Here is a 23,479-nt window from a genome sequence, read left to right on the forward strand (position 1 = left end):
ACACAACATGGTCGCCTTAGTCATCGCCGAACACGACAACGCCTCCCTGAAGGGAAGCACCCACCACACCGTCACCGCCGCGTTAGCCTGCGGTGGCGAGGTCCACATCCTGGTCGCCGGCAGCAATTGCGGCGCCGCCGCCAGCGCTGCCGCCGCCATTGCCGGCGTGAGCAAAGTACTGGTGGCCGATGCCGCCCACTTTGCCGACGGCCTGGCCGAAAACGTCGCCGCGCAGACGCTGGCCATCGCCGATGCCTACTCGCACATCCTGGCCCCGGCCACCGCCTACGGCAAGAACATCCTGCCGCGCGTGGCTGCCAAGCTCGACGTTGCGCAGATTTCCGAAATCACCAAGGTCGACGCGCCCGATACCTTCGAGCGCCCCATCTACGCCGGTAACGCCATCGCCACCGTGCGCTCGAGCGACAAGGTCAAAGTGATCACCGTGCGCGGCACCGGCTTTGACGCGGCACCGGCCACTGGTGGCGCGGCCGCCGTCGAAACCGTCGTCGCCGTGGCCGATGCGGGCACCTCGCGCTTCGTCGGCCGCGAGCTGGCCAAGTCCGACCGTCCGGAGCTCACTGCCGCCAAGGTCATCGTCTCCGGCGGCCGCGGCATGGGCTCGGGCGACAACTTCAAGATTCTCGAGCCGCTCGCCGACAAGCTCGGCGCCGCCATGGGCGCCTCGCGCGCCGCCGTCGATGCCGGCTTCGTGCCGAACGACTGGCAAGTGGGCCAGACCGGCAAGATCGTCGCCCCGGCGCTGTACATCGCGGTCGGTATTTCCGGCGCCATCCAGCATCTGGCCGGCATGAAGGACTCGAAAACCATCGTCGCCATCAACAAGGATCCGGAAGCGCCGATCTTCTCGGTGGCCGACTACGGCATCGTGGGCGATCTGTTCGAGGTGGTGCCCGAGCTGGTCAAACAGCTCGGTTGATGCCCTTCAATTTGCCGTGACGTCGACGTCGTTCCCGCTGATGCGCGAACGACGTTGTTCCTTTCAGAACCCATTCGAAAGATCCAATGAGCTATCAAGCCCCCCTCAAAGACATGCTGTTCGTGCTCAACGAACTGGCCGCCCTGTCGACCATCAACCAGTTGCCCGGCTGTGAAGACGCCACCGCCGACACCGTCGAAGCGGTGCTGGAAGAAAACGCCAAATTTTGCGGCAACGTCGTCGCGCCCCTCAACTATCCCAGCGACGTCAAGCCCAGCTTCTGGCACGACGGCCAGGTCACCACCGCCGCCGGCTTCAAGGGCGCCTTCAAGAGCTTTGCCGAAGCGGGCTGGCAGGGCGTGCAGCACCCGGTCGCGTTCGGCGGCCAGGGCTTGCCCAAGCTGGTCGCCACGCCGTGCATCGAAATGCTCAATGCCGCCTCGATCTCGTTCGCGCTGGTGGCGCTGCTGTCGGACGGCGCCATCGAAGCGCTGATCACGGCCGGCTCCGACGCGCAAAAAGCGATCTACCTGGAGCCCTTGATTTCCGGTAAATGGACGGGCACCATGAACCTGACGGAGCCGCAGGCGGGCTCCGACCTGGCCGCCGTGCGCACCCGCGCCGTGCCGCAGGACGACGGCACCTACAAAGTGTTCGGCACCAAGATCTACATCACCTACGGTGAGCACGACATGGCCGACAACATCGTCCACCTGGTGCTGGCGCGCACCCCTGACGCCCCCGCCGGCGTCAAGGGCATCTCGCTGTTCGTGGTGCCGAAGTTCCTCGTCAATGCCGATGGTTCGCTGGGCGCGCGCAACGACGCCCACTGCGTCTCGATCGAGCACAAGCTGGGCATCAAGGCCAGCCCGACCGCGGTGCTGCAGTTCGGCGACCACGGCGGCGCCATCGGCACCCTGGTGGGCGAGGAAAACCGTGGCCTCGAATACATGTTCATCATGATGAACGCGGCCCGCTTCGGCGTCGGCCTGCAGGGCATCGGCCTGGCCGAGCGTGCCTACCAGCAGGCGGTGGCCTTCGCCAAGGACCGCGTGCAGTCGCGCGACGTGGCCGGTTCCAGCGGTCCCGTCACCATCATTCACCACCCCGACGTGCGCCGCATGCTCATGTCGATGCGCGCGCAAACGGAAGCGGCGCGCGCCCTGGCCTACGTCGGCGCCGGCCTGTCGGACCTGGCGCACCACCATGCGGACGCGGAGACGCGCGCGGCCAACCTGGCCGTCTACGAATACCTGGTGCCGATCATCAAGGGCTGGTCGACCGAGATGGCCCAGGACGTCACCCGCGACGGCGTGCAAGTGCACGGTGGCATGGGCTTCATCGAAGAGACGGGCGCCGCCCAGCATTACCGCGACGCCAAGATCCTCACCATCTACGAGGGCACCACGGCGATCCAGGCCAACGACCTGGTCGGCCGCAAGACGGTGCGCGATGGCGGCGCCGTCGCCCGCGCGATCCTGGCGCAAGTGCGCGCCACCGAAGCGCAATTGCTGGAAGCCGGCGCGCTGCCGGGCGGCGCGCATTTCGCCGCCATCGGCGCCCAGCTGGCGCAAGGCAGCGCGGCGCTCGAAGCGGTGGTCGAATTCATGGTCGCCAACATCAAGACCGATGTGACCGCCGTGTTCGCCGGCAGCGTGCCTTACCTGCGCCTGGCCGGCATCGTGCTGGGCGGCTGGCAGATGGCGCGCGCCGCCCTGATCGCCCAGAGCAAGCTCGACGCAGGCGAGGGCGACGCCAGCTTCTATCAGGCCAAGATCGGCACTGCGCGCTTCTTTGCCGACCACCAGCTGTCGCAGGCGGGCAGCCTGCGCAGCGCCATCGTCGGCGGCAGCGCCGGCGTGATGGCCCTGACCGAGGCGCAGTTCTAAGGCGCTGCCACGGCCGCGGCGCGGCCGGATCGATTGGCGTAAAGAGGGAGGCGGTCCATGCGGATCACCTCCTTTTTTGTAGTTGGGGCAGGGTGCGCCGCGACCCCATCTTGCCCCTTGCGGACCGGGGAAAATTATTTTCCCGGCTGTTACATTGTGCGCAAATTGACGGCTTTTTTTGATGTATCGTAACGCTCCGATCGGCGGGCAAAATTACGCTATGCAACTCTTTTGCAGCGTGTATTCCCCCGCGCACCCGACAACAGGATTCTTGTGAATACGATGACACCGTTCGACACCCAGCCCCTTTCCCGTCCACGTCCACGCGGCGCCATCTTGCTCAGCCTGCTCGCCGGCAGCGTGCTCAGCGCCTGCGGCGGCGGTGGCGGCGGCGCCGGCACCAGCGCCGATCCGGTCCCCGTGACGCCCGCGCCCACCGAGTGCGTGGTGCGCATCATCGCCGACACCAGCGTGGCCGCCGGCAAGACCGCTGGCGCCACCGTGCAGGCCTGCAGCGGCGCCATGGCCGATGTCAGCTGGGTACAGGAGAGCGGCGCGGCGCTCGAACTGCAGGCCGCGCGCAGCGCCACCGTCGCCTTCGAGCCCAGCGTCGCCGGTAGCGTGCGCCTGCGCGCCAACGTCACGCTCGTCGATGGCCGCAGCGCCAGCGCCAGCGCCGACGTCCTCGTCAGCAGCGCACCCACCGGCAGCTACATCAATGTGCGCGCCGACCACTCGGTGCGGGCCGATACCGACACCTCGGTGCGCGCCTGGCCCACCGTGGTCGGCGGGGACAATGTCACCAGCATCACCTGGACCCAGATCGCCGGGCCCACCGTGACGCTCGACACCACCGAGCCGCAACTGCTGATGTTCAAGTCGCCCCAGGTGACGGCCGACACGGTGCTGAAATTTCGCGCGCTGCTCACCACCAGCAGTGGCCGCCAGGACACGGACGAGGTGACGGTGGGCGTCGAGGTGCAGGCGGCCAAGCCGAACGGCTACCTGTTCGACCAGACCGAGCGCGTCCATGCCTACCGCGCCGCCGGCGTGTATGCCGGCGTGCTGGCCCGCTGCACCTACGACATCGGCGTGTACTACGCCAACAGCAGCGCCACCAATTTCTGCAGCACCGCGACCCTGCCGCTGCTGCAAACGGAGGCGGGTGCCGGCGCCGTGCCCTCGGTGGCGCAGGTGATGGGGCGGGTGCTGGTGTCGCACGATTTCCTGGGCGCGAATTTTGAAAATTTCCTGCTGACCCAGGACGTCAACGGCGACTTCCGCCGCCTGCTGTCCGGCGTCACCGCCATCGTCATCGGCTCGCACGTGCGTCCCAGCTATTACCAGCCGGCCACGGGGGCGATCTACCTGGACGCGAACAACCTGTGGCTGACCCCGCAGCAGCGCGACGTCGTCACCGAGGTACCCGATTACCGCCTGGCTTACGCCGACGGTCTCAATTTCACCAGCCTGGGCCGCCAGGTAAAAAACAATGACTACGCGCGCGCCAGTTATCCCAGCACGCAGCGGCGCAGCCGCGCCAGCGCTGATCTGATCACGGACCTGGGCCGCCTGCTGTACCACGAGCTCAGCCACGCCAGCGATTTCATTTCGCCTGCCGAGCGCGCGCTCAATCCCGGCCTGTCGATCTATGCCAATGTGCTGCCGCGGCTGACGGCGAACAGCTTGCCATCGGACATGCTGGCGTTCCAGTACCCGCTGCAGTCGAGCGAAATGAAGGCGCTGGGCCAGGTGCTGTACCGGGGCGCCACCGCCACCGCCCAGCAGAAAGCCTACACGGCCACCGACATCGGGCGTTTCTTCAGCAGCGACCGCGCCTCCGACGATTACGCCTATTCGATCAGCGCTGATAGCAACTCGCGTGAAGACCTGGCCATGCTGTTCGAGGAATTCATGATGAGTTACCGCCACGGCATCGTCTACGACTACGCCTACAGCGACCTGGTGCTCGATGGCCAGACGGCCTCGCAGGTGCTGGTGCGCTGGGGTGAGCGGGGCCGTATCGCCGAAGCGGCCATCAAGCCGCGCATCAAGCTGGTGTTGCAGCAGGTGGCGCCGTGGATCGACGTGAGCGCCGTCGACCGCCTGCCTGCGCCGATCCTGATGACGCCGGGGGCGAGCTGGACGGCGAACCTGACGATCAGCCCCATGTTCGGCGCCACGCCGTCGAGCTTGCGTACGCTGGCGCCGGCGGTCAGCACGCGCAGCGCGCGCGACGATGTGCAGGGGCTGCGTCGCCCCCATTAACTTGCGTGCGGTGGGGCAGGGCTGGCGTCTGCGTCAGCCGTACGCCCCACCCGTATAGAGCAGGTCGAACAAGCGCGCCATCGTCGAAATCAGCACCGTCGTTCCCACCAGCATGGTCGCCACCAGCAGCAGCGCCAGCGGCCAGCGCGAGTCGCTTCGCCCTTCGCTGTCCGGATTGAAAGCGGCGTCGAATTTCTCGTCCGCCATCACCCCCAGCACCAGCGCCTGCAGAAAGCCGGCGATCATCGACACAATCAGCGGCAGCAAGCGGTAAAACAGGTTGATGTGGGGCGCCAGCAGCAACAGCAGCGCGCTCGCCGCCAGCAAGGCCAGGTGTACAGTCAGCAGCGCGTCGCGCCCGCCGCGCAGGTACAGGCGGTGCACGCCGGCGGCGCCCAGCGCGGCGGCCAGCAGGGTGGCCAGGGTCTTGTTCTTGTGGGGGCGGGGCAGGGACATGGAGACGCTTGATGTCAGTAAAGCATGCAGTATCGGGCAAAACGGTGGCCTGCCGTGATTTTTTCGACAAAATGGCTTTGCCCGTGCGGGCCGAAATCGGCGATAATGCTCGACTTCGGACCGAATTGCGCGCCCTGAGTTCTTTATTGCTTGCTGCTGTGCGGCATTGCGCGCTATAATTGTCGGCTTTTTCCGCTCAGCATAACTTTTTGGATTTAATTATGGTCGTTATTCGTTTAGCACGTGGAGGCGCCAAGAAGCGCCCGTTCTTCAACATCGTTGCAACGGACTCGCGCAATCGCCGCGACGGCCGCTTCATCGAGCGCATCGGTTTCTACAACCCGATGGCATCCGGTGGCGAAGTCGGTCTGCGCATTACCGCGGACCGTCTGGCCTACTGGCAAGGCGTTGGCGCACAATTGTCGCCAACCGTTGCCCGTCTGGTTGCTCAGCAGCCAGCCGTTCCAGCAGCAGCGTAATTTACTAGCCAGGCCATTTTGACCGATTCAGCGGCAGCAGCGGGGTCCCTTCCCGCCGACCTGGTTCAGGTCGGGTACGTATCAGGCCCTTACGGCGTCACCGGTTCAATCCGCGTCACGCCGTTTTCGACCGATGCCGATGCCCTGATGAGTGTCAAAACCTGGTGGCTGAACAAGCCAAACCAGCAATCCGTCTCCGTGCGGACTGCCAAGATTCACGGCGGCGACGTCGTCGCCCAGTTGGTCGGCGTGGTGGGGCGCGATGCCTCGGAGGCACTCAAGGGTGCATCCGTATCGATTCCCCGCAGCGAGTTCCCGCAACTGGCGGAAGATGAGTTTTATTGGTCCGATCTGATCGGATTGAACGTCGTTAACCTGCAGGGCGAAGCGCTCGGCACGGTCAGCGACATGATGGACAATGGCGCACAGTCGATTCTGCGCATCGCGCCGGTGGCGCTGGCCGATCAGCCAGTGCAGGAGCGGTTGGTGCCCTACGTCGACCAGTACGTCAAGTCGGTCGATTTGGCAGGCAAGGTCATTGTCCTCGACTGGGGCCTCGATTATTAATCCGGGTCGCCCGCATTCGCAGCGAGAACACCATGCAGTTTGATGTGGTCAGCCTGTTTCCGGAGATGTTTGCCGCGTTGACGCAGTCGGGTGTCACCCGCCGCGCGCACGAGCAGCACAAGTGGGGCCTGACGGTGTGGAATCCCCGTGATTTCACCGTCGATAACCACCGCACCGTGGACGACCGCCCGTACGGCGGCGGCCCCGGCATGGTGATGCTGGCGCGCCCGCTGGAAGCGGCCATCAACGCAGCCAGGCAGCGCCAGGTGGACCTCGGTCTGCCGGCTCCGCGGGTGGTGTTCATGTCGCCCCAGGGCGCGCCGCTCACGCATGCGAAGGTGATGGCACTGAAGAACGAGCCGGGCTTGATCGTGTTGTGCGGCCGCTACGAAGCGGTCGACCAGCGCTTGCTCGACAAAATGGTCGACGAAGAAATCAGCCTGGGCGATTTTGTCCTCTCCGGCGGCGAATTGCCGGCGATGGCGCTGATGGATGCGGTGGTGCGGCAGTTGCCCGGCGTGCTAGGCGACGATGCCTCGGCGGTCGAAGACAGCTTTGTCAACGGCCTGCTCGATTCGCCCCATTACACCCGTCCCGACGTGTATGAAGGGGTGGCCGTCCCCGCTGTGCTGATGGGCGGCAACCATGCCGAGATCGTCAAGTGGCGGCGCCAGCGGATGCTTGAGGCAACCGCGCGCAAGCGGCCCGATCTGCTGGCGGCGGCACGCGCCGATGGGCGCCTGAGCAAGCACGATGAAAAGTTTTTGGCCGATTTCCCGAAGTCGGCCACGTAAGCGTTGTTGGCCGGTTGCGAAAAGCGGCCAGGCAAGAGTTTTTGGCCGGTTTCGCAAAACCGGCCACGCAGGTGCAGCACCCGGCGGGCATGTGGCCCGTCCGTATCAACCCCATCCTCTACTGGGCATTGCAGCGCCAGCACGATGGTTACAGGAGTTTTACCATGAATCTGATTCAAACTCTCGAGCAGGAAGAGATTGCCCGTCTGGGCAAGACCATCCCTGACTTTGCACCAGGCGACACCGTCGTCGTCAACGTCAACGTCGTCGAAGGCACCCGCAAGCGCGCCCAGGCATACGAAGGCGTGGTCATCTCCCGTCGTAACCGTGGCCTGAACTCGAACTTCATCGTTCGTAAGATCTCGTCCGGCGAAGGCGTCGAGCGTACGTTCCAACTGTATTCGCCACTGATCGCTTCGATTGAAGTCAAGCGTCGCGGCGATGTCCGTCGCGCCAAGCTGTACTATCTGCGTGAGCGTTCGGGCAAGTCGGCACGTATCAAAGAAAAGCTGCCACAACGTCGCGTTGCAACGCCAGCAGTCGCCAAGTAATATTAGCGACAGCGTTGCACACCGAAGGCACCTTGCGTGCCTGGAAAAGGCATCCACTGGATGCCTTTTTTGCTTTTTTACCAAGGAATTTCGCGCTTGCCCAAGCTTCCCTTCGACCCCGAACAGTTACCGATCGACAGCATCGCCGGCGAGGCGCCCGTGGCGCCGGCGGCGCTGACGGCGGCGGCCCTGCGCCAGCGCTTTGCCGTGCCGCCGCCGTGGACGCCCGAGGAGCTCGACGAATCGGTGGGCCCGCGCGCCGTGATGACCCCGGCCGCCGTGCTCATTCCCCTGGTCGAGCGCGCCGAGGGCCTGACCATGCTGCTCACGCGCCGCACGGCGCACCTGAACAACCATCCGGGCCAGATCAGCTTTCCCGGCGGGCGCGCGGAAAAATACGACCTGGGCGCCGCCGCCACTGCCTTGCGCGAGGCGCAGGAGGAAATCGGCCTGGACGCCCGCCATGTCGAGCTGATCGGCACCATGCCCGATTATCTGACCGGCACCGGCTACCACGTTGTGCCCGTGGTAGGATTGCTGGCCCCGCCGTTCGAGCTGACCGCCGAAAGCAATGAAGTGGCCGATATCTTCGAGGTGCCGCTGGCCTTCCTGATGGATGGCGCCCACCACCAGCGCCTGTCCTACGTGCTGCCAGCGGGCGCGCGGCGGCGCTTTTATGCGATGCCCTACGACGATTACTTCATTTGGGGCGCCACCGCCGGCATGATCCGCAACCTGTTTCACTTCCTGCGCGCCTGACGCGCGCCCGCGCAGCAGCCCCGGTTCTGGATCTTCTCCGCACGCCAAGTTGATTCCGCTCCATCTCTGCGCTATCTTAGCGGGGCCGGGCAGTATTGCCGTTTATTACCAAGGACGTTCGATGACTTTTCTTTCCATTCTGTGCGCGCTGCTGATCGAGCAGTTGAAGCCCTTGCGCTCAGATAACATGATTTATGCCGAGATCAAAAGTTTCGCCATACGCATGGAAACCTGGTTCAACGCCGGCAGCGCCGCCGACGGCCGGCTGGGCTGGTTCCTGATGATGGGCGCCCTGATGGTGCCCACGGCGCTGATCTACTGGGTGTTAAATCACTACAATCTGACCTTCGCCGCCTTCGCCTGGAACGTGCTGATCGTCTACCTGACGCTGGGTTTTCGCCACTACAGCCATTATTTCACCTCGATCCAGATCGCCCTCAACAACGGCGACGAAGCCACCGCGCGCACCTTGCTGGCCGACTGGGCCAGGATCGACACGGTCGGCATGGAGTCGGGCGAGATTTCCCGCATCGCCGTGGAAAAGGCGCTGGTGACGACCCACCGCAATGTGTTCGGCGTGTTTTTCTGGTTTCTCATGCCGCTCGGGCCCGCCTGCGCCGTGATGTACCGGGTGGCCGAATACCTGGCCCGCGCCTGGAACGAGCCGGACCACATGCACAACGAAGCGTTCGGCCAGTTCGCCGCCAAGGCGTTTTACTGGATCGACTGGCTGCCCGTGCGCATGACGGCGGTGGCGTTCGCCGTGGTGGGCAATTTCGAAGATGCCATCTATGCCTGGCGCAACTTCGCCCACCGCTGGGTCGACCAGGCCAAGGGCATCATCCTCACCGCCGGCGGCGGCGCCATGGGCGTGCGGCTCGGTTCGCCGTTCGAGAATGCCTCCGGCGTCACCTTGCCGCCCGACGCGGCCACGGTCGACAGCAGCGAGGCCGACGCCGACGTCTTGCCCGGCGTCGAGCCCACCATCCGCGCCTTGCAGAGCACCGTGGGCCTGGTGTGGCGCGCCTTGTTGCTGTGGATGATGATATTGTTGCTGCTGTCCGGCGCAGTCTGGCTCGGTTAAACGGGCCTTGGCAGCTTGGGGGAGACAGGCGGGCGCCGGCGCAGGGCGCCCGACCATAAAGGGGACTTCAAGTCTTCTATAAGATATAATACTGCGTCAGCTGCCCGGTTGAAATTGTCCGGGCCCTTCCACGCCGCATTCTCCCCGAGACCCGCCGCCCCATGGCCGAAACACCGCAAACCAAGATCGATGTCGCTGAGGAATTTTTCATTCTCGGCCTCACCAGCGACGGCAAGCAATTTCGTCCCAGTGACTGGGCCGACCGCTTGAGTGGCGCCATGTCGTGCTTCCAGCCGGAAGGGGTAAGAAATGCCCGCCTGGCGTTTTCGCCCTATGTGCGCCCCACCATGCTCAACGGCGTGCGCGCCGTCGTCGTCGACAAGGCCCTGAAAAACATCGAACCGCTGGCCTATCACTTCGTGGTCGACTTCGCCAAGGACAACGACTTGCAAGTGGTCGAAGCGTGCGAGCTGCCCGACGTCAAACCGAAGCCGCCTGCCCGGTAGTCCCACCGCGCGTCCTCTTCCAATCCGTCGATTCCCCGCTATGCTGATAGCATCAGCGGCATGGGGCCGCCGGGAGAGCATCATGCGTATCGGCGAAATCTGCACCACTTCCACGATCTTTTGCACGCGCGACGATTCCGTCCAGGACGCCGCCATGAAAATGCGCCAGCACCACGTGGGCGACCTGGTCGTCATCGACCAGCCCGACGATGACAAGCTACCGGTCGGCATCCTTACCGACCGCGACATCGTCGTCTCCGTCATCGCCCTGGGCCTCGACCCGGCCAGCCTGCTCGTGGGCGACATCATGAGCGACGACCTCGATACCTGCCATGCCGACGACGATGTCTACGAGACGATCGAGCGCATGCACCGGCGCGGCGTGCGCCGCCTGCCCGTGGTCGACGGCAGCGGCCGCCTGTCGGGCATCGTCAGCGCCGACGATCTGCTGGGCTTCCTGGCCGAAGAGATGAGCGAACTGGCGCGCATCGCGCCGCACCAGCAGGCCCAGGAGCGCCGCGCCCGTCATTAAGGGCGCCTTCAGCCACCGGCGCCGCCGCTCTGCTACTATCGCGCATGCGCTCGCCCGGCGACGCACGGCGCCGTCCCGCCTTTGTCCGGACGCGCCGGGAGCCACCTCTGCGGCGGCACTTCCCACCACGCGAGAGACCATGATGCTGTTCAATAGCGGGCGCCTTGCCTGCGCCTTCCTGCTTGCCGGCGCGCTCGGCGCCGCCACCCACGCCAGCGCCGCCGCTGTGGCGCTCAAGCCGCTGGTGCTGCCCAAGGGCGTCACGGTGGGCCCGTCCGTCGAAGGGATCACCGAATACCGGCTGCAGAACGGCCTGAAGGTGCTGCTGTTTCCCGACAATTCCAAGCCCACCATCACCGTCAACGTCACCTACCTGGTCGGCTCGCGCCACGAGAACTACGGCGAAACGGGCATGGCGCATTTGCTCGAGCACCTGATGTTCAAGGGATCGCCGCGCAATCGCGACATCACCCGCCAGTTCGCCGAACGGGGCATGCAGTTCAACGGCACCACCTCGCTCGACCGCACCAATTACTACGAGGTGTTCCAGGCCACGGGCGACAACCTGCAATGGGCGCTGCAGATGGAAGCCGACCGCATGACCGGCTCTTTCATCGCCCGGCGCGATCTCGATTCCGAGATGACGGTGGTGCGCAACGAGTACGAAAGCGGCGAAAATTCGCCGTCCTCGGTGCTGCTCAAGCGCCTGCAAAGCGTGGCCTACGACTGGCACAGCTACGGCCGCTCGACCATCGGCAACCGCAGCGACATCGAAAACGTCGGCATCGGCAATCTGCAGGCCTTCTATAAAACCTGGTACCAGCCCGACAACGCGGTGCTGCTGGTGGCCGGCAAATTCGATCCCCATGCCACGCTGGCCTTCATCGCGCAAAAATTCGGCGCCCTTGCCCGGCCCCGCCGCGAGCTGCCCAAGTACTGGACGGTCGAGCCGACCCAGGACGGCGCCCGTTCCTTCGAGGTGCGCCGCCAGGGCGACGTGCAGATCGTCGCCGTCGCCTACCACGTGCCTTCGGCGCTGCACGACGACAGCGACGTGCTGGCCTTCAGCGCCGACATCCTCGGCAACGGCCCCGCCTCGCGCCTGCACAAGCTGCTCATCGACAGCGGCATGGCCAGCCAGGTGTTCTCGTTCGGCCAGACCGGCTATGCCCCCGGCCTGCAGGTGTTCGGCGCCATCGTCAAGAAGGGCGACCCGATCGACAAGGTGGCCGCCACCATGACCACCGCCATCGAAAGCTTCGCCGCCACCCCGCCCAGCACCGACGAAATGGAGCGGGTGCGGCGCACGATCAACAACGAGATTGACAAGAGCCTGAATGATCCCCAGCAGGTCGGGGTGGCGCTGTCGGAGGCGATCGCACTGGGCGACTGGCGCCTGTATTTCGTTGGCCGCGAGCGCGTGGCCACCATCAGCGCGCAAGAGGTGGCCAAGGCGGCCGATGGCTACCTGCGGCGCGACAACCGCGTCACCGGCTATTTTCTGCCGGACGACGCCACCCGGCGCGCCGAGATTCCCGCCGCGCCCGCGGTAGCGAGCCTGCTGGCCAATTTCACGCCGAAGGCGACCTCGCTGGTGTCGGAGGACTTCGATCCCAGCCAGGCCAACATCATGCAACGCACGCGCCTGCTCACCATCGGCGGCGTGCGCGTGGCGCTGCTGCCGAAAAAGAACCGGGGCGAATCGGTCTCGGTCGAGCTGGTACAGCACTTCGGCGACCCCGCCACCCTGTTCGGCAAGGGCGCCGTGCCCTCGCTGACCGCCTCCATGCTCGCGCGCGGCACCACCCGCCATGACCGGGTGGCGCTGACCGACGCCTTCGACGCGCTGCGCATGACGGGCGGACCGCACCAGTTCGAAACCACCCGCAGCCACCTGGCCGAGGCCCTGCGGCTGGCGGCGCAGGTGTTGAAGTCGCCCGCTTTTTCCGCGACCGAACTGGAGCAGTTGCGCGCGCAGACGCTGGTGGCGATCGAGGCCAACCGCAGTGAGCCGCAGGCGGTGGCGTCGCGCGCGCTGGCCGAGCACTTCAATACCTACCCGCGCGGCGACGTCCGCTACGACGGCACCATCGACGACGACCTGGCCGACACCCGCGCCGCCACGCTCGACCAGATCAAGGCATTTCACCGCGACTTTTATGGCGCGGCGCCGGCCGAACTGGCCATCGTCGGCGACTTCGATGCCGACGCCATCATTCCCGTCATCGAAGAATTGTTCGGCAAGTGGCAGCCGCTCACGCCGGTGGCGCCGGTGCTGCGCCGGGCCGAGGTGGTCGCGCCCGTGCGCCGCCTGCTCGACACGCCCGACAAGGAAAACGGCGTGCTGGTCGCGCGCCAGAACCTGGACCTGAACATCGACGACCCCGACTATCCGGCGCTGACCATCGCCAACTATATTTTCGGCGAAGGCGGCCTGAAATCGCGCCTGCTCGACCGCATCCGCCAGAAAGACGGCCTGTCGTACGGGGGCGGCTCGCAACTGGCCGCCGGTGAGCTCGACCGGGCGGGCGCCTTCATGATCAGCGCCATCGCCGCGCCACCCAACCTGGCGCGCGTCGAGCAAGCCGTTCAGCAGGAGCTGGCCAGGGCGCTCAAGGACGGCTTCACCCAGGCCGAGCTGACGGGCGCGAAGTCGGGGCTGATGCAGCAGCGCCTGCAAAACCGCGCCGACGACGCCGTGCTGGCGGCCGGCTGGGCGGCCTATTTGCACCGCAATGCCAGCTTTACCTGGAGTGCGCAGTTCGAGCAGCGCCTGATGGCGGTCACCCTGGCGCAGCTCAATGCCGCCTTTCGCAAGGTCATCGATCCATCGAAGCTGACAGTCGTAATTGCCGGCGACGTCAAAAAGGCCACAGCACCAACAAAATAAGGGCTTTATTGTTGCCTAAGGGCATTTGTTGGTTTGCCTGGCGGGCCTTGTCGCAGTATGATGTTGCCGTAGGGAACGATTAAGTTCTCCTGTTCAACAACGGAGTCGGCAATGGTGGGCAAGATAAAGCAGCAGCACGAGAAAACGTTCGATGGCAAGGTCGTGATGGTGACCGGCGCCGCCGCCGGCATCGGCCGCGCCGCGGCACTGGCCTTTGGCCGCGCCGGCGCCTGCGTGGTGGTGGCCGACACCTCGGTCGATGGCGGCCACGCCACCGCCGCCATGATCGTCGAAGCGGGCGGCAAGGCCCTGTTCGTGCAAGCGAACGTGGCGCGCGCCGCCGATGTCGAAGCGCTGGTCGACAAGACGGTGGCCTATTACGGCCGCCTCGACTGCGCTTTCAATAATGCCGGCATCGAGGAAGAGTCGCTGCCGCTGGCCGAGGGCGAGGAAGCGCTGTTCGACCGCATCATGGACGTCAACGTCAAGGGCACCTGGCTGTGCATGAAGTACCAGATCCGCCAGATGCTCAAGCAGGAAGGTGGCGGGGCGATCGTCAACACCGCCTCGGTGGCCGGCCTGGTGGGCGCGCCCACCCAGGCGGTCTACTCGGCCAGCAAGCACGCGGTGATCGGCCTGACCAAGACGGCGGCGGCCGAGTACGGCCGCCTGGGCATTCGCATCAACAGTATTTGTCCCGGCGTGGTCAACACGCCGATGCTGGCGCGCGCGCTCGAGCGCGACCCGGCGCGCGAAAAGAAGCTGCGCAACTTGCACCCGATCGGCCGCTTCGGCGAAGTGGCGGAGATCGCCAACGCGGCGCTCTGGCTGTGCTCGGAACAGTCCTCGTTCGTGACGGGCCACCAGCTGACCATCGACGGTGGCTTGACGGCGATCTGATGGCGGCGGGCGCCTTACTTGGGGCGCGGCCGTGTCAGATGGCGGTCGGGCTTGGACAAGGTGCCCGCCCGCAGTTGCTTGACCGCGGCCGACACCGCGCGCGCCACATTTCTCACCTCTTCCTGGAAGGCCTGATCGGCGTCGAAGGCGTCGTGGCTTTCGGCATACGATTCGTAGTAGCCGATGAACCGGTCCAGTTTGGCGGCGGGCCCCGCGTCGATCAGGCCCATCCAGTCCAGCCAGTCCGACAGACCGCGCCGCACCCCTTCGATGCCGGCCACATCGCCATGCACGACCAGGCCGTAGGCTCGCTCGGCCAGGTGTTTGGGGTAATCCCAGCCCTGCAACTCGAGCGCCTTCGCTTTCTCGGCGTCCTTGCCGTGGGTGGTGGTGGGGTCGGGATTGCCGCCGTCGGCGCAGACGAGCCGGTCGATCATCAGTTTTAATACGGCCGGGGTCTGGTACCAGTACACGGGGGTCACGATGATGACGCCGTGCGCGGCCACCCATTGCTGGTAGATCTCGTTCATCCAGTCGCTCGTCTGGTGCAGCGACTGGTTCGGGTAACAGCTGCACGGCCAGTGGCACAGCGGCATGGCGGTGGAGGCGCAGCCCTTGCACGGATGGATATGGCGGTCGTAATCGGACGTCATGCGGCTCAGGTCGAGCACGTCGACCTCGATGCCGTCCGCCTCGAGAATGGCGCGGGCCAGTTCGGTCATGCGAAAGCTCTTCGATATTTCGCCAGGACAGCTGCCGTCGTTGCGCGCCGATGCGTTAATGAGCAGCACCCGCGAGCGGCCGGCCGGGTCCTTTTGCTGGCGCTCGGCTGCCAGCAACTGTTCGCGTGTCGCTTGCCATTCGATCGACAAGTCGTAGTCGGGATCGGCAAAGCCGGGGCCCGCCTTGACCGTCACCGGCGCCTTGCGCGATTGCTGGTAGTTGGCGAAGGCGATGGCTTCCACCTTGGCCAGCTCGTCGCGCACGGCCTCGAAGCGGGGATCGCTGAACGAGCGCGTAAATACCAGGTGAAATTCGTCCTTGCCCAGCTTGGCCGCAGCCTGTCCCTTGCGTACTTCCGTCATGGTCGTCTCGCTCCAGTATGAATGATGTGGAACGAGTATCGGCCAATTGCGCGCCGCACAAGGTTGGCCAACTAACACAAGCGAGCACAGGCTTCATGGGCAAGCCAAAAAAAGGGCGCTTTCACCGTTTGCTGTGGGTCGACCCCGAACCGATTTGAATTGCTGAGGTCAAACCTGCTCCACCACCGTGATGGGAAAGCAGCGTGGCACAAGGCAAGCAGGTCCGTCCTAATTTCACCCGCCTGTTCTCCCGGCTGCGCGCCTTTAGAACCTATCCCGGTAGGTAGGAGGAAGCGGATTGCGATGCATGGCAGCCGAGGGCAAGGCGCGAGGATGACGCATGGCGAGCCATGCGAAGACGAGGCAAGTCATATATGACGGCCCGCCATCGCTTGCCAGGCGTCGCAGCGGCGCACCGGCAAGCAGCGACTCCGACCTACCGGGATAGGTTCTTGATACGCACCAGAGGCTGGCCGTGTGCTGTTTCATGTCGGCGCTCGTCAACGGCGAGCGCATTGCCGCGCTGATCGATCAGATCTCCCGTGCGCGCAGCGTGTGTCCCCGCTGCGCATCGCGCCAGTTCGGCCGCCACGGCGTCGCCAATGGCCTGCAGCGCTATCGCTGCCGCGCCTGTGGAAAAACTTTTAATGGTTTAACGGGCACGCCACTGGCGCGCCTGCGCCTCAAGGGCAAGTGGCTCGCGTATTGCGATTGCCTGCGCGACCCGGCCTGCACCGTCAAAAGCGCCGCCGAGAAAGTGCAGGTGCACGCCAATACCAGTTTTAGATGGCGCCACCGCTTCCTGCACTGGGTCAAGTTCGACCGACCCGCCACACTGCAAGGCATCACCGAGGCCGACGAGACGTTTTTGCTCGAATCGGAGAAGGGGAACCGGCAGGGTAAGAAGCAGAGCAAGCAGCAAAGTAACCCGCAGAGCAACCAGCAGAGCAGCCAGCAGAGTAATAAGCAGGAAAGTGATCAGGACAAGGGGCCGAAAAAGGATCAGGAAAGCGGGCAGGAAAATACACCGCTGGGCAGAGCGCCCCGCAAGCGCGGCGGCGTCGCGTCGAAACGGGGCATATCCAGGCAACTGGTCAACATCGTGGTGGCGCGCGACCGGGGCGGCGCCACCATCGATTTTATTGCCGGGCGCGGCGCCCTCAAAGCCGACGCCTTGCACACCCACCTGCTACCAAAACTGCAGCGCGATGTGCTGCTCGTGAGCGACGCCAATGCGGCCTATAAAAAATTCGCGCGCGAGGCGGGCATCGACCATCAAAGCATCAAGCTGCGCCAGGGCGTTCGTGTACGTGAAGCCATTCACATTCAAAACGTCAACGCTTATCACAGCCGCTTTAAACGGTGGCTCCATCACTTCAACGGCGTGGCCACGCGCTATCTGGACAATTACCTGGGCTGGTGCTGGGCCATCGACCTGCGCCGCATCGGCAACGCCGAGCGCTTCCTCGCAGCGGCGCTCGGTCACTTCAGCGCTTGAGCTCGAAAGAAACTCAACAGCTAACGGTGAAAGCGCCAAAAAAAAAGCGGGCAGGGCGATTCGCCCTGCCCGCTGTCGGCGGCCTTGCGTGGCCGCTGTCCTTACTTGCCCGCCACCGGCGCTGCCGGCGCGGCGCGATTGACCCACAGCGCCCAGTAGCGCGCCAGGTCGGTGGCGCCGTCGTCGCCCTTGATCTGGTCGAAGGCCTTGAGCGCTTCGGCCTTGCGGCCTGCCTTGGCGTAGGCGATGCCCAGGCGCAGCTTGTAATCGTCGGGGCGCTTGTTGATGCCCTTGGCGATGCCTTGCTCCATCAGGGGAAGGCCTTTGTCGAACTGGTCCATCGTGACGTAGGCATAACCGAGATTGACCAGGCCGACACCATCCTTCGCCTTGGCCGCGCTTGCTTCGCCGCTGGCGATGTTCTTGGCGTCGTCGGCGGCGCCCTTGGTGGCGCGATCGCGCAACTGCTTGTGCTTGGCGGCGTTGGCGCCGCTGCCCAGCACGCCCGCAGCGTAACCGGCATCGATGACTTTTTTCGCTTCGGTGGGGAAGCCGGCCAGCAGATCGAGTTCGGCCAGTTCGACATATTCTTCCGCGGCCATCTGTTTCACCGCCACCATTTGCAGGCGCAGGATATCGACGTCATGGGCCTGGTTGTAGCCCGGCTTGGCCGGGACCCGGTGCAGCAGGTCCGCCCAGTATTCGTCCGTCGGATACATCGCCACCAGTTTTTCCAGCGTGCTGACGTAGACGGCTGTGTCCTTGACCTTGGAGGCGGCACTGGCGAGCAGGCGCAGGTCTTCGGCGGAAGGGGCCTGGCCGGCTTTTTCCGTGTCGGCAATGGCCGGCACCAGCATCGCCTTGGCGGTGGCGAAGTCGTTGCTCAGGTAGTAGGAGCGAATCAGCGCGGGGGTGGCCTTGGCCGGGGTGGCGCTGTCTTTCTGGTAGCGCTTGAACCACTCGATGGCTTTGACATAGTTCTTCGCGTTGTAGTGGTAATTGCCCAGCGCCAGCACAAACTCGGCCTGGTCGGGCGCGGGCATCCTGCCCGACGCAATCGCCGCTTCCAGCCCGGCCATGACCATGGCGTCGTTGCTGGTGGCCGAGCCGAGCGCGATCTTCATGCGGTCGAGCACGTAGATTTCGTAGGGGGTCTTGGCGGGGAAGGCTTCGGCCTGGCTGACGCGGTTTTGCATCTCGGCGAAATTCTTGTCGGCCAACAACTGCTTGACAGCAGCGGGATCGAGCAGCTTGAACAATTCGGGGCGGACCGTGTCCGCCGGTGCGACAGGCGCGGCAGCGGCGGCCGGCGCTTTCTGGGCATGGGCGCCGCTCATCAATGCGGGCACAGCGTTCAGGCCGATGGCGGCAAGCATCAAGCTGATGCGGGCAAGGCGAAATTGAGACATGGACAACCCTTCTATTCAAAGACAAACATAAAATGCGCTCGACTGCGTCAGGTGTTACGCAGCACGGATTTTCTTGCGCCGCATAATGCCTGACAAAAAGACAAGGCCAGGCGGAAGAGCGTATTGTCCCATAAAGGCCGGCAACGCCGCTCGCAATTGCTTGCAACAGAATGTGACGGCGGCGCCCCTCAGGCGAAACCGGGTACCGGCGCGCTGCCCTGCGCTTCGGCCGTGCCGCCCAGCCAGTCATTGACCGCAGCCAGCGCCGGCGCCGCGAAGCCATACGTGATCAGTGCGGGGGCGTCGATGTCGAGCGCCTGGTACGGATTCCACAAGGCCAGGTGCAGGTCGGGCCGGAACTGCGCCCTGGCGGCCGGCCCGTAGCGCAGGCGCGAGGTCGAGGCCAGCACCGTGTAGCGACCATCGGACGGCAGGGCGGACCAGTCGAACTGCTCGGCGTCGGCGAACGTGCGCAGCTCGACGTCGTACAAGCGGCCCAGCGAGGCCGCCAGGCTCGCTGCCGACACGCCCGGCTCGGAGACGCCGTCGCTGACCCGGTCCTGGCGCATCACCAGGCGCAGCCTGGCCCCTGGTGCGGGGCGCCGCGGCGCGCCATAGGCGGTCAGTCCCCGCCGCCAGCCTTCGGCCATCAGCAGGCGGTCATCGGCGTCTTCCGCATAGGCGCGCGGCGCGCACGGATAGGCCAGGGCGAGGCCGTCCAGGCGCGCCAGCCTGGCGTCCACATCGGCGTCGGCCAGGGTGCCGTCGTCGATGGCGGCGGCGATCGCGGCGATGGTCTGCTCGACGGCGGCAGCGTCGCCCAGCGCCATGACCATGTCGGCGCCGGCCGCCAGCGCCCTGACGGCGGCCGCGCCGGCGCCATAGCGGTGGGCGATGGCGTGCATGTCCATGGCATCGGTGATGATGACCCCCTGGTAGCCCCATTGTTCGCGCAGCAGCCCGGTGAGGATGGGGCGCGACATGGTGGCGGGGAACTCGGCGTCCAGGGTGGGGTAGATGATATGCGCCGTCATCATCGCCGGCGCGTGGGCCGCCGCCTGGCGGAACGGTGCCAGTTCGCACTGCGCCAGTTCGGCCAGTGGCTTGTCGACCGTGGGCAGGTCGCGGTGCGAGTCGACGCTGGTGTCGCCGTGGCCGGGAAAGTGCTTGACGCAGCAGGCCACGCCGGCGCTCTCGCTGCCGGCCATCCAGGCCAGCGCCAGCGCGGTGGCGCGCTGCGGGTCGGCGCCGAACGAGCGCTCGGCGATGACGGGATTGTGCGGGTTGTTGTTCAGGTCCAGCACGGGCGCGAAGTTCCAGTTGAAGCCCAGCGCCTTGACGGCGCGGCCGACGGCGGCGCCGGTGCGGCGCGCCAGGTCGGTGTCGTCGGCCGCACCCAGCGCCATCGCCGATGGCGGCGCCGGTACCCAGGTCGAGCGCACCACGGCGCCGCCTTCCTGGTCGAGGGCGAGCAGGGCGCCGTCGCCCATCACGGCGCGCAGTGCGCCGTTCAGGGCCGTCAACTGGGCGGCGTCGCGCATGTTGTTGCGAAACAGGCAGGCGCCGCGCACGGCGTTCGCCTGCAGCAGGGCGCTGGTGGCGGCATCGAGCTCGGTGCCGCCGATGCGCACCATGATCAGCCGGCCCGCGCGTTCACGGGAAGTCAGAGGGGCGCGCATGCTCAATTGGTCCTGGTGACTTTGCTCAGGTGGCGCGGCCGGTCCGGGTCCATGCCGCGTGCCTTGGCCAGTTGCGCGGCCATGACATAGAAGGCCTGCACGGCGACGATAGGGTCGAGGTCGGCATGGGCGGCCAGCGGCAGCGTCAGGTCGCGCTCGGCGACATCGGCGGGGGCGGCCAGCAGCACGCGCGCGCCGCGCCCGCGCATTTCGGCAGCCAGTTGCAGCAGGCCGGCCTGGGCCGGGCCGCGGGTGGCGAAGATCAGCAGCGGATAGCCGTCTTCGATCAGCGCCATCGGGCCGTGCTTGATCTCGGCGCCGCTGAACGCTTCGGCCTGCAGGGCCGAGGTCTCTTTGAGTTTCAGGGCCGCTTCGAGGGCGATGGGAAAACTGATGCCGCGTCCGACCACCATGATGTTGCGCGCCGGCGCCAGCACCTCGATGGCGGCCGACCAGTCGCTGCCGCCGGCCACGGCCAGATCGTCCGGCAGCGCCTCCAGGCCCGCCTTGAGTTCGGCGTCGTTCTGCCAGTGCGCCACCAGGCGCGCGCCGGCCACCAGGCTGGTGATGAAGCTCTTGGTGGCGGCCACGCTGTGCTCCTTGCCCGCGTGCAGCGGCATGGCCCATTCGGCGGCGTGGGCCAGCGGCGAGTCGATGTCGTTGACCAGCGCCACCGTGGTGGCGCCGCCGTCGCGGAAGTAGGCGGTCGGCTCGACGACGTCGGGACTCTGGCCCGATTGCGAAATGGCGATGGTGAGCGTGTCGCGCGTGAGCAGCGGCGACTTGTACAGGGTCAGCAGCGACATCGGCAGCGACGCCACCACCCGGCCCAGGCGCGCCATGATCAGGTAGGCGCAGTAGTTGGCGGCGTGGTCTGAGCTGCCGCGCGCGATGGTCAGGGCGGTATTGAAATTGGTCGAGCGCAGCTTGCGACCCAGTTCTGCGTAACGGTCGGCATCCTGCGCCAGCTGGCGCGCCACGCATTGACCCGCGGACAGGGCTTCTTCCAGCATTTTAGAGCTCACACGCTTCTCCTTCGATATACACGGCCTGGAGATTCAGGCCGCGGTCCAGCACGACGAGGTCGGCGAAGCAGCCGGCCAGCAGCCGCCCCCGCTCCGCTTCACCCAGGTAATCGGCGGCATTGGTCGACACCCGCTTCGAGGCGTCGGCCAGGTCCAGGCCCATCGTCTGGACCAGGTTGCGCAGCGCCTGGTCCATGGTGAGGGTGCTGCCGGCCAGGGTGCCGTCGGTCAGGCGCACGCCGCCCATGCACTTGTGGACCACCTGGCGGCCCAGCATGTACTGGCCATCGGGCATGCCGGTGGCGGCGGTCGAATCGGTCACGCAGTACAGGTGGGGAATCGCGCGCAGGGCCACGGCGATGGCGCCCGGGTGCACGTGCAGCAGGTCGGGGATGATCTCGGCATAGTCGGCGTGCGCCAGCGCTGCGCCCACCATGCCGGGGCTGCGGTGGTGCAGCGGGTTCATGGCGTTGAACAGGTGGGTGAAACCTGAGGCGCCGTGGGCCAGCGCGGCCACGCCGTCCTCGTAGCTGCCGGTGGTGTGGCCGATCTGCACGCGCATGCCGGCCTCGGTCAGGGCGCGCACCAGCGCCAGGTGGCCCGGCATTTCCGGCGCCACCGTGATCAGCCGCAGCGGCGCGTGCGCCTGCAGGGCGGCGACGTCGTCGATGCTGGCGACGCTGGCGAAATCGGGCTGCGCACCGAGCTTGCCGGGGTTGATGAAGGGCCCTTCCAGGTGTACCCCGAGAATGCGCGCGCCGCCCTTGCGCGGATTGGCGCAGGCCTGGCCCAGCGCCTGCAGGGCGGCGACGATGTCGGCCGGCGGCGCCGTCATCGTCGTCGCCAGCAGGCTGGTGGTGCCGTGCCGGGCGTGGACGGCGGCGATCACGTGGGCGGCGTCGCCCCCTTCCATGACGTCGCGGCCGCCGCCGCCATGCACGTGCAGGTCGATGAAGCCGGGCAGGATGAACGGGTCGCCGTTGGCGTCCGGGTCGACCGCCGCGCCGTCGATGGCGACGATGCGGCGCGCGAAGTCGATGCTGCCGTGGACCCAGCCTTCGGGGGTGAGGATATTGCCGGAAACGGAAGTGCGCATGGGTGTCAGCCTTGTAGGTTCGGTTGCAGGTGCCGGGCGATCATGCGCAGGGCGCCGCTGGCGGCGTCGCCTTGCGGCGTGCCGCAGCGGGCCGCCAGTTGCGGCGGCAGGAATGCGCGCAGGGGTGCACCCAGGCCGCCGCACAGGGCCAGCGGCAATTGGCCGTCGGGATCGAGCGCGCGCGCCAGGCTGGCCACTTCGAGGCCGGCCGCTTCGAGCATGGCGTGGGCGGCGGGGTCGGATGCGGCGTGGGCGACGACGATCGGCGCCAGTTGCGCGTAGGCGGTCTGGTTGGCGCCACCCAGCCAGCGCTGGATGGCGTCGCGCGAGCCGCCGCAGGCGTCGATCAGTGCGGCGGCAAACGCCGAGCCGGGCGCGCGCCCGTCGACCACCCGCTCGACCAGGTTGACGGCGCGCAGGCCGATCCAGCCGCCGCTCGCTTCGTCGCCGGCGGGAAAACCCCAGCCGCCCGCTTCGCGCATGCTGCCGTCGGGCAGTTGGGCCTGGCCCACGCTGCCGGTGCCGATGGCGACGATCACCCCCGGCGCGCCGGCATGGGCGCCCAGCAGGGTGGTGGTGGCGTCGGTGTCGAGCACGATGGCGCCGTAGCCGGGCTGGGCGGCGATAAAGGCGGCGGCCCAGTCCTTGTTGTGGACACCGGACAGGCCCAGGCCGATGGCGACGGCGGACCAGGGCGGCACGGCCAGGCCGGCGTTGGCGAACACTTCGTGCACCGCCGCCGTGACGGCGCGCCATGCATTGTCGATGCCGTGGGCGAGGGCGGACGGGCCGGCGTGCCCTTGCGCCAGCTCGGTACCGTCGGCGCGCGCCAGGCGCACCCGGGTGCCGGTACCGCCGCCGTCGACGCCGATGAGATAGTCGATCATGGTGAATAGCCCGATGGGGAGAATCGGGCCACTATAGGTAGGGCCGCTGGTGCTGTCAATAGGTATTTAATTGGTATTGATGATGCTGATTTTGGTATCGATTCGTCGGCGTCCGGGAATTCTGTAATGCCTTGATTAATATCGAATATTCGATGGAAGGGGTGCCAACTGGTTTGTTGGCTGGT

The 23,479-nt window shown here is 66.1% G+C and carries 21 protein-coding genes; 14 read left to right on the plus strand and 7 right to left on the minus strand.

The features are described 5' to 3' along the window. Positions 1-7 precede the first annotated feature (7 nt). The 3 genes from ACP7EY_RS18195 to ACP7EY_RS18205 all read left to right on the plus strand — a co-directional run bounded on the left by ACP7EY_RS18195 (position 8) and on the right by ACP7EY_RS18205 (position 5,097). The gene (locus ACP7EY_RS18195; RefSeq protein ID WP_426196080.1) at positions 8-940 is read left to right on the plus strand and encodes an electron transfer flavoprotein subunit alpha/FixB family protein; all 933 of its coding nucleotides are present in this window, start codon (positions 8-10) and stop codon (positions 938-940) included. Positions 941-1,026: 86 nt separating this feature from the next. Next, positions 1,027-2,829, plus strand: coding sequence for an acyl-CoA dehydrogenase (locus ACP7EY_RS18200; protein ID WP_426196082.1), 1,803 nt, complete (start codon positions 1,027-1,029; stop codon positions 2,827-2,829). 273 nt (positions 2,830-3,102) lie between these two features. Continuing rightward, positions 3,103-5,097 (plus strand): hypothetical protein, encoded by a 1,995-nt coding sequence (locus ACP7EY_RS18205; RefSeq protein WP_426196084.1) that lies wholly within the window; start codon positions 3,103-3,105, stop codon positions 5,095-5,097. Positions 5,098-5,130: 33 nt separating this feature from the next. On the opposite strand, the gene ACP7EY_RS18210 is transcribed toward ACP7EY_RS18205, so the two are convergent. After that, positions 5,131-5,553: a hypothetical protein gene (locus tag ACP7EY_RS18210; RefSeq protein ID WP_426196086.1), complete on the minus strand. Its 423-nt coding sequence runs from the start codon at positions 5,551-5,553 to the stop codon at positions 5,131-5,133. 221 nt (positions 5,554-5,774) lie between these two features. Between ACP7EY_RS18210 and rpsP the strand changes: the two genes are divergently transcribed. The 10 genes from rpsP (at position 5,775) to ACP7EY_RS18260 (ending at position 14,615) form a co-directional block, all read left to right on the plus strand. Continuing rightward, entirely contained in the window at positions 5,775-6,032 is a 258-nt protein-coding gene (gene rpsP / locus ACP7EY_RS18215) for a 30S ribosomal protein S16 (RefSeq protein WP_426196158.1), read from the plus strand. Positions 6,033-6,050: 18 nt separating this feature from the next. Then, a complete protein-coding gene (gene rimM, locus ACP7EY_RS18220; RefSeq protein WP_426196088.1) occupies positions 6,051-6,599 on the plus strand; it encodes a ribosome maturation factor RimM in 549 nt (182 codons plus the stop codon). 32 nt (positions 6,600-6,631) lie between these two features. Continuing rightward, positions 6,632-7,393 carry a tRNA (guanosine(37)-N1)-methyltransferase TrmD gene (gene trmD, locus ACP7EY_RS18225; protein ID WP_426196089.1) on the plus strand — a complete coding sequence of 254 codons (762 nt, stop codon included), beginning with the start codon at positions 6,632-6,634 and terminating at the stop codon, positions 7,391-7,393. A gap of 164 nt (positions 7,394-7,557) precedes the next feature. After that, complete coding sequence (gene rplS, locus ACP7EY_RS18230; protein WP_426196091.1) at positions 7,558-7,944, plus strand: 50S ribosomal protein L19; 387 nt, start codon at positions 7,558-7,560, stop codon at positions 7,942-7,944. 96 nt (positions 7,945-8,040) lie between these two features. Next, entirely contained in the window at positions 8,041-8,703 is a 663-nt protein-coding gene (locus ACP7EY_RS18235; RefSeq protein WP_426196093.1) for a CoA pyrophosphatase, read from the plus strand. A gap of 121 nt (positions 8,704-8,824) precedes the next feature. Then, a complete protein-coding gene (locus tag ACP7EY_RS18240; RefSeq protein ID WP_426196095.1) occupies positions 8,825-9,787 on the plus strand; it encodes a CobD/CbiB family protein in 963 nt (320 codons plus the stop codon). Between the two features lie 161 nt (positions 9,788-9,948). Continuing rightward, on the plus strand, positions 9,949-10,293 hold the full coding sequence (locus ACP7EY_RS18245; RefSeq protein WP_426196097.1) for a DUF3579 domain-containing protein: 345 nt from the start codon (positions 9,949-9,951) through the stop codon (positions 10,291-10,293). Positions 10,294-10,375: 82 nt separating this feature from the next. Next, positions 10,376-10,825, plus strand: a complete 450-nt coding sequence (locus tag ACP7EY_RS18250; RefSeq protein WP_426196099.1) for a CBS domain-containing protein — start codon at positions 10,376-10,378, stop codon at positions 10,823-10,825. Between the two features lie 139 nt (positions 10,826-10,964). Next, complete coding sequence (locus ACP7EY_RS18255; protein WP_426196101.1) at positions 10,965-13,715, plus strand: M16 family metallopeptidase; 2,751 nt, start codon at positions 10,965-10,967, stop codon at positions 13,713-13,715. A gap of 111 nt (positions 13,716-13,826) precedes the next feature. Beyond that, on the plus strand, positions 13,827-14,615 hold the full coding sequence (locus tag ACP7EY_RS18260; protein WP_426196103.1) for an SDR family oxidoreductase: 789 nt from the start codon (positions 13,827-13,829) through the stop codon (positions 14,613-14,615). Between the two features lie 14 nt (positions 14,616-14,629). Here the strand turns inward: ACP7EY_RS18260 and ACP7EY_RS18265 are convergent, their stop codons facing one another. Then, a complete protein-coding gene (locus tag ACP7EY_RS18265; RefSeq protein WP_426196105.1) occupies positions 14,630-15,700 on the minus strand; it encodes a flavodoxin family protein in 1,071 nt (356 codons plus the stop codon). 487 nt (positions 15,701-16,187) lie between these two features. Between ACP7EY_RS18265 and ACP7EY_RS18270 the strand changes: the two genes are divergently transcribed. Continuing rightward, positions 16,188-17,198 (plus strand): IS1595 family transposase, encoded by a 1,011-nt coding sequence (locus tag ACP7EY_RS18270; RefSeq protein ID WP_426196107.1) that lies wholly within the window; start codon positions 16,188-16,190, stop codon positions 17,196-17,198. A 101-nt stretch (positions 17,199-17,299) separates the two neighbouring features. Here ACP7EY_RS18270 and ACP7EY_RS18275 read toward each other — a convergent pair whose 3' ends face one another. The 5 genes from ACP7EY_RS18275 to ACP7EY_RS18295 form a co-directional block, all read right to left on the minus strand. Continuing rightward, entirely contained in the window at positions 17,300-18,607 is a 1,308-nt protein-coding gene (locus tag ACP7EY_RS18275) for a tetratricopeptide repeat protein (protein ID WP_426196109.1), read from the minus strand. 188 nt (positions 18,608-18,795) lie between these two features. Beyond that, positions 18,796-20,286, minus strand: coding sequence for a beta-N-acetylhexosaminidase (gene nagZ, locus ACP7EY_RS18280; protein ID WP_426196111.1), 1,491 nt, complete (start codon positions 20,284-20,286; stop codon positions 18,796-18,798). Positions 20,287-20,288: 2 nt separating this feature from the next. Then, positions 20,289-21,299, minus strand: a complete 1,011-nt coding sequence (locus ACP7EY_RS18285; RefSeq protein WP_426196160.1) for an SIS domain-containing protein — start codon at positions 21,297-21,299, stop codon at positions 20,289-20,291. Position 21,300: 1 nt separating this feature from the next. Continuing rightward, on the minus strand, positions 21,301-22,407 hold the full coding sequence (gene nagA, locus ACP7EY_RS18290; RefSeq protein ID WP_426196113.1) for an N-acetylglucosamine-6-phosphate deacetylase: 1,107 nt from the start codon (positions 22,405-22,407) through the stop codon (positions 21,301-21,303). 5 nt (positions 22,408-22,412) lie between these two features. Further along, positions 22,413-23,294 carry a BadF/BadG/BcrA/BcrD ATPase family protein gene (locus tag ACP7EY_RS18295; RefSeq protein WP_426196115.1) on the minus strand — a complete coding sequence of 294 codons (882 nt, stop codon included), beginning with the start codon at positions 23,292-23,294 and terminating at the stop codon, positions 22,413-22,415. Positions 23,295-23,479: the final 185 nt, after the last annotated feature.

The organism is Massilia sp. DWR3-1-1, assembly GCF_049898325.1.
Classification (GTDB): domain Bacteria; phylum Pseudomonadota; class Gammaproteobacteria; order Burkholderiales; family Burkholderiaceae_D; genus JAFCUW01.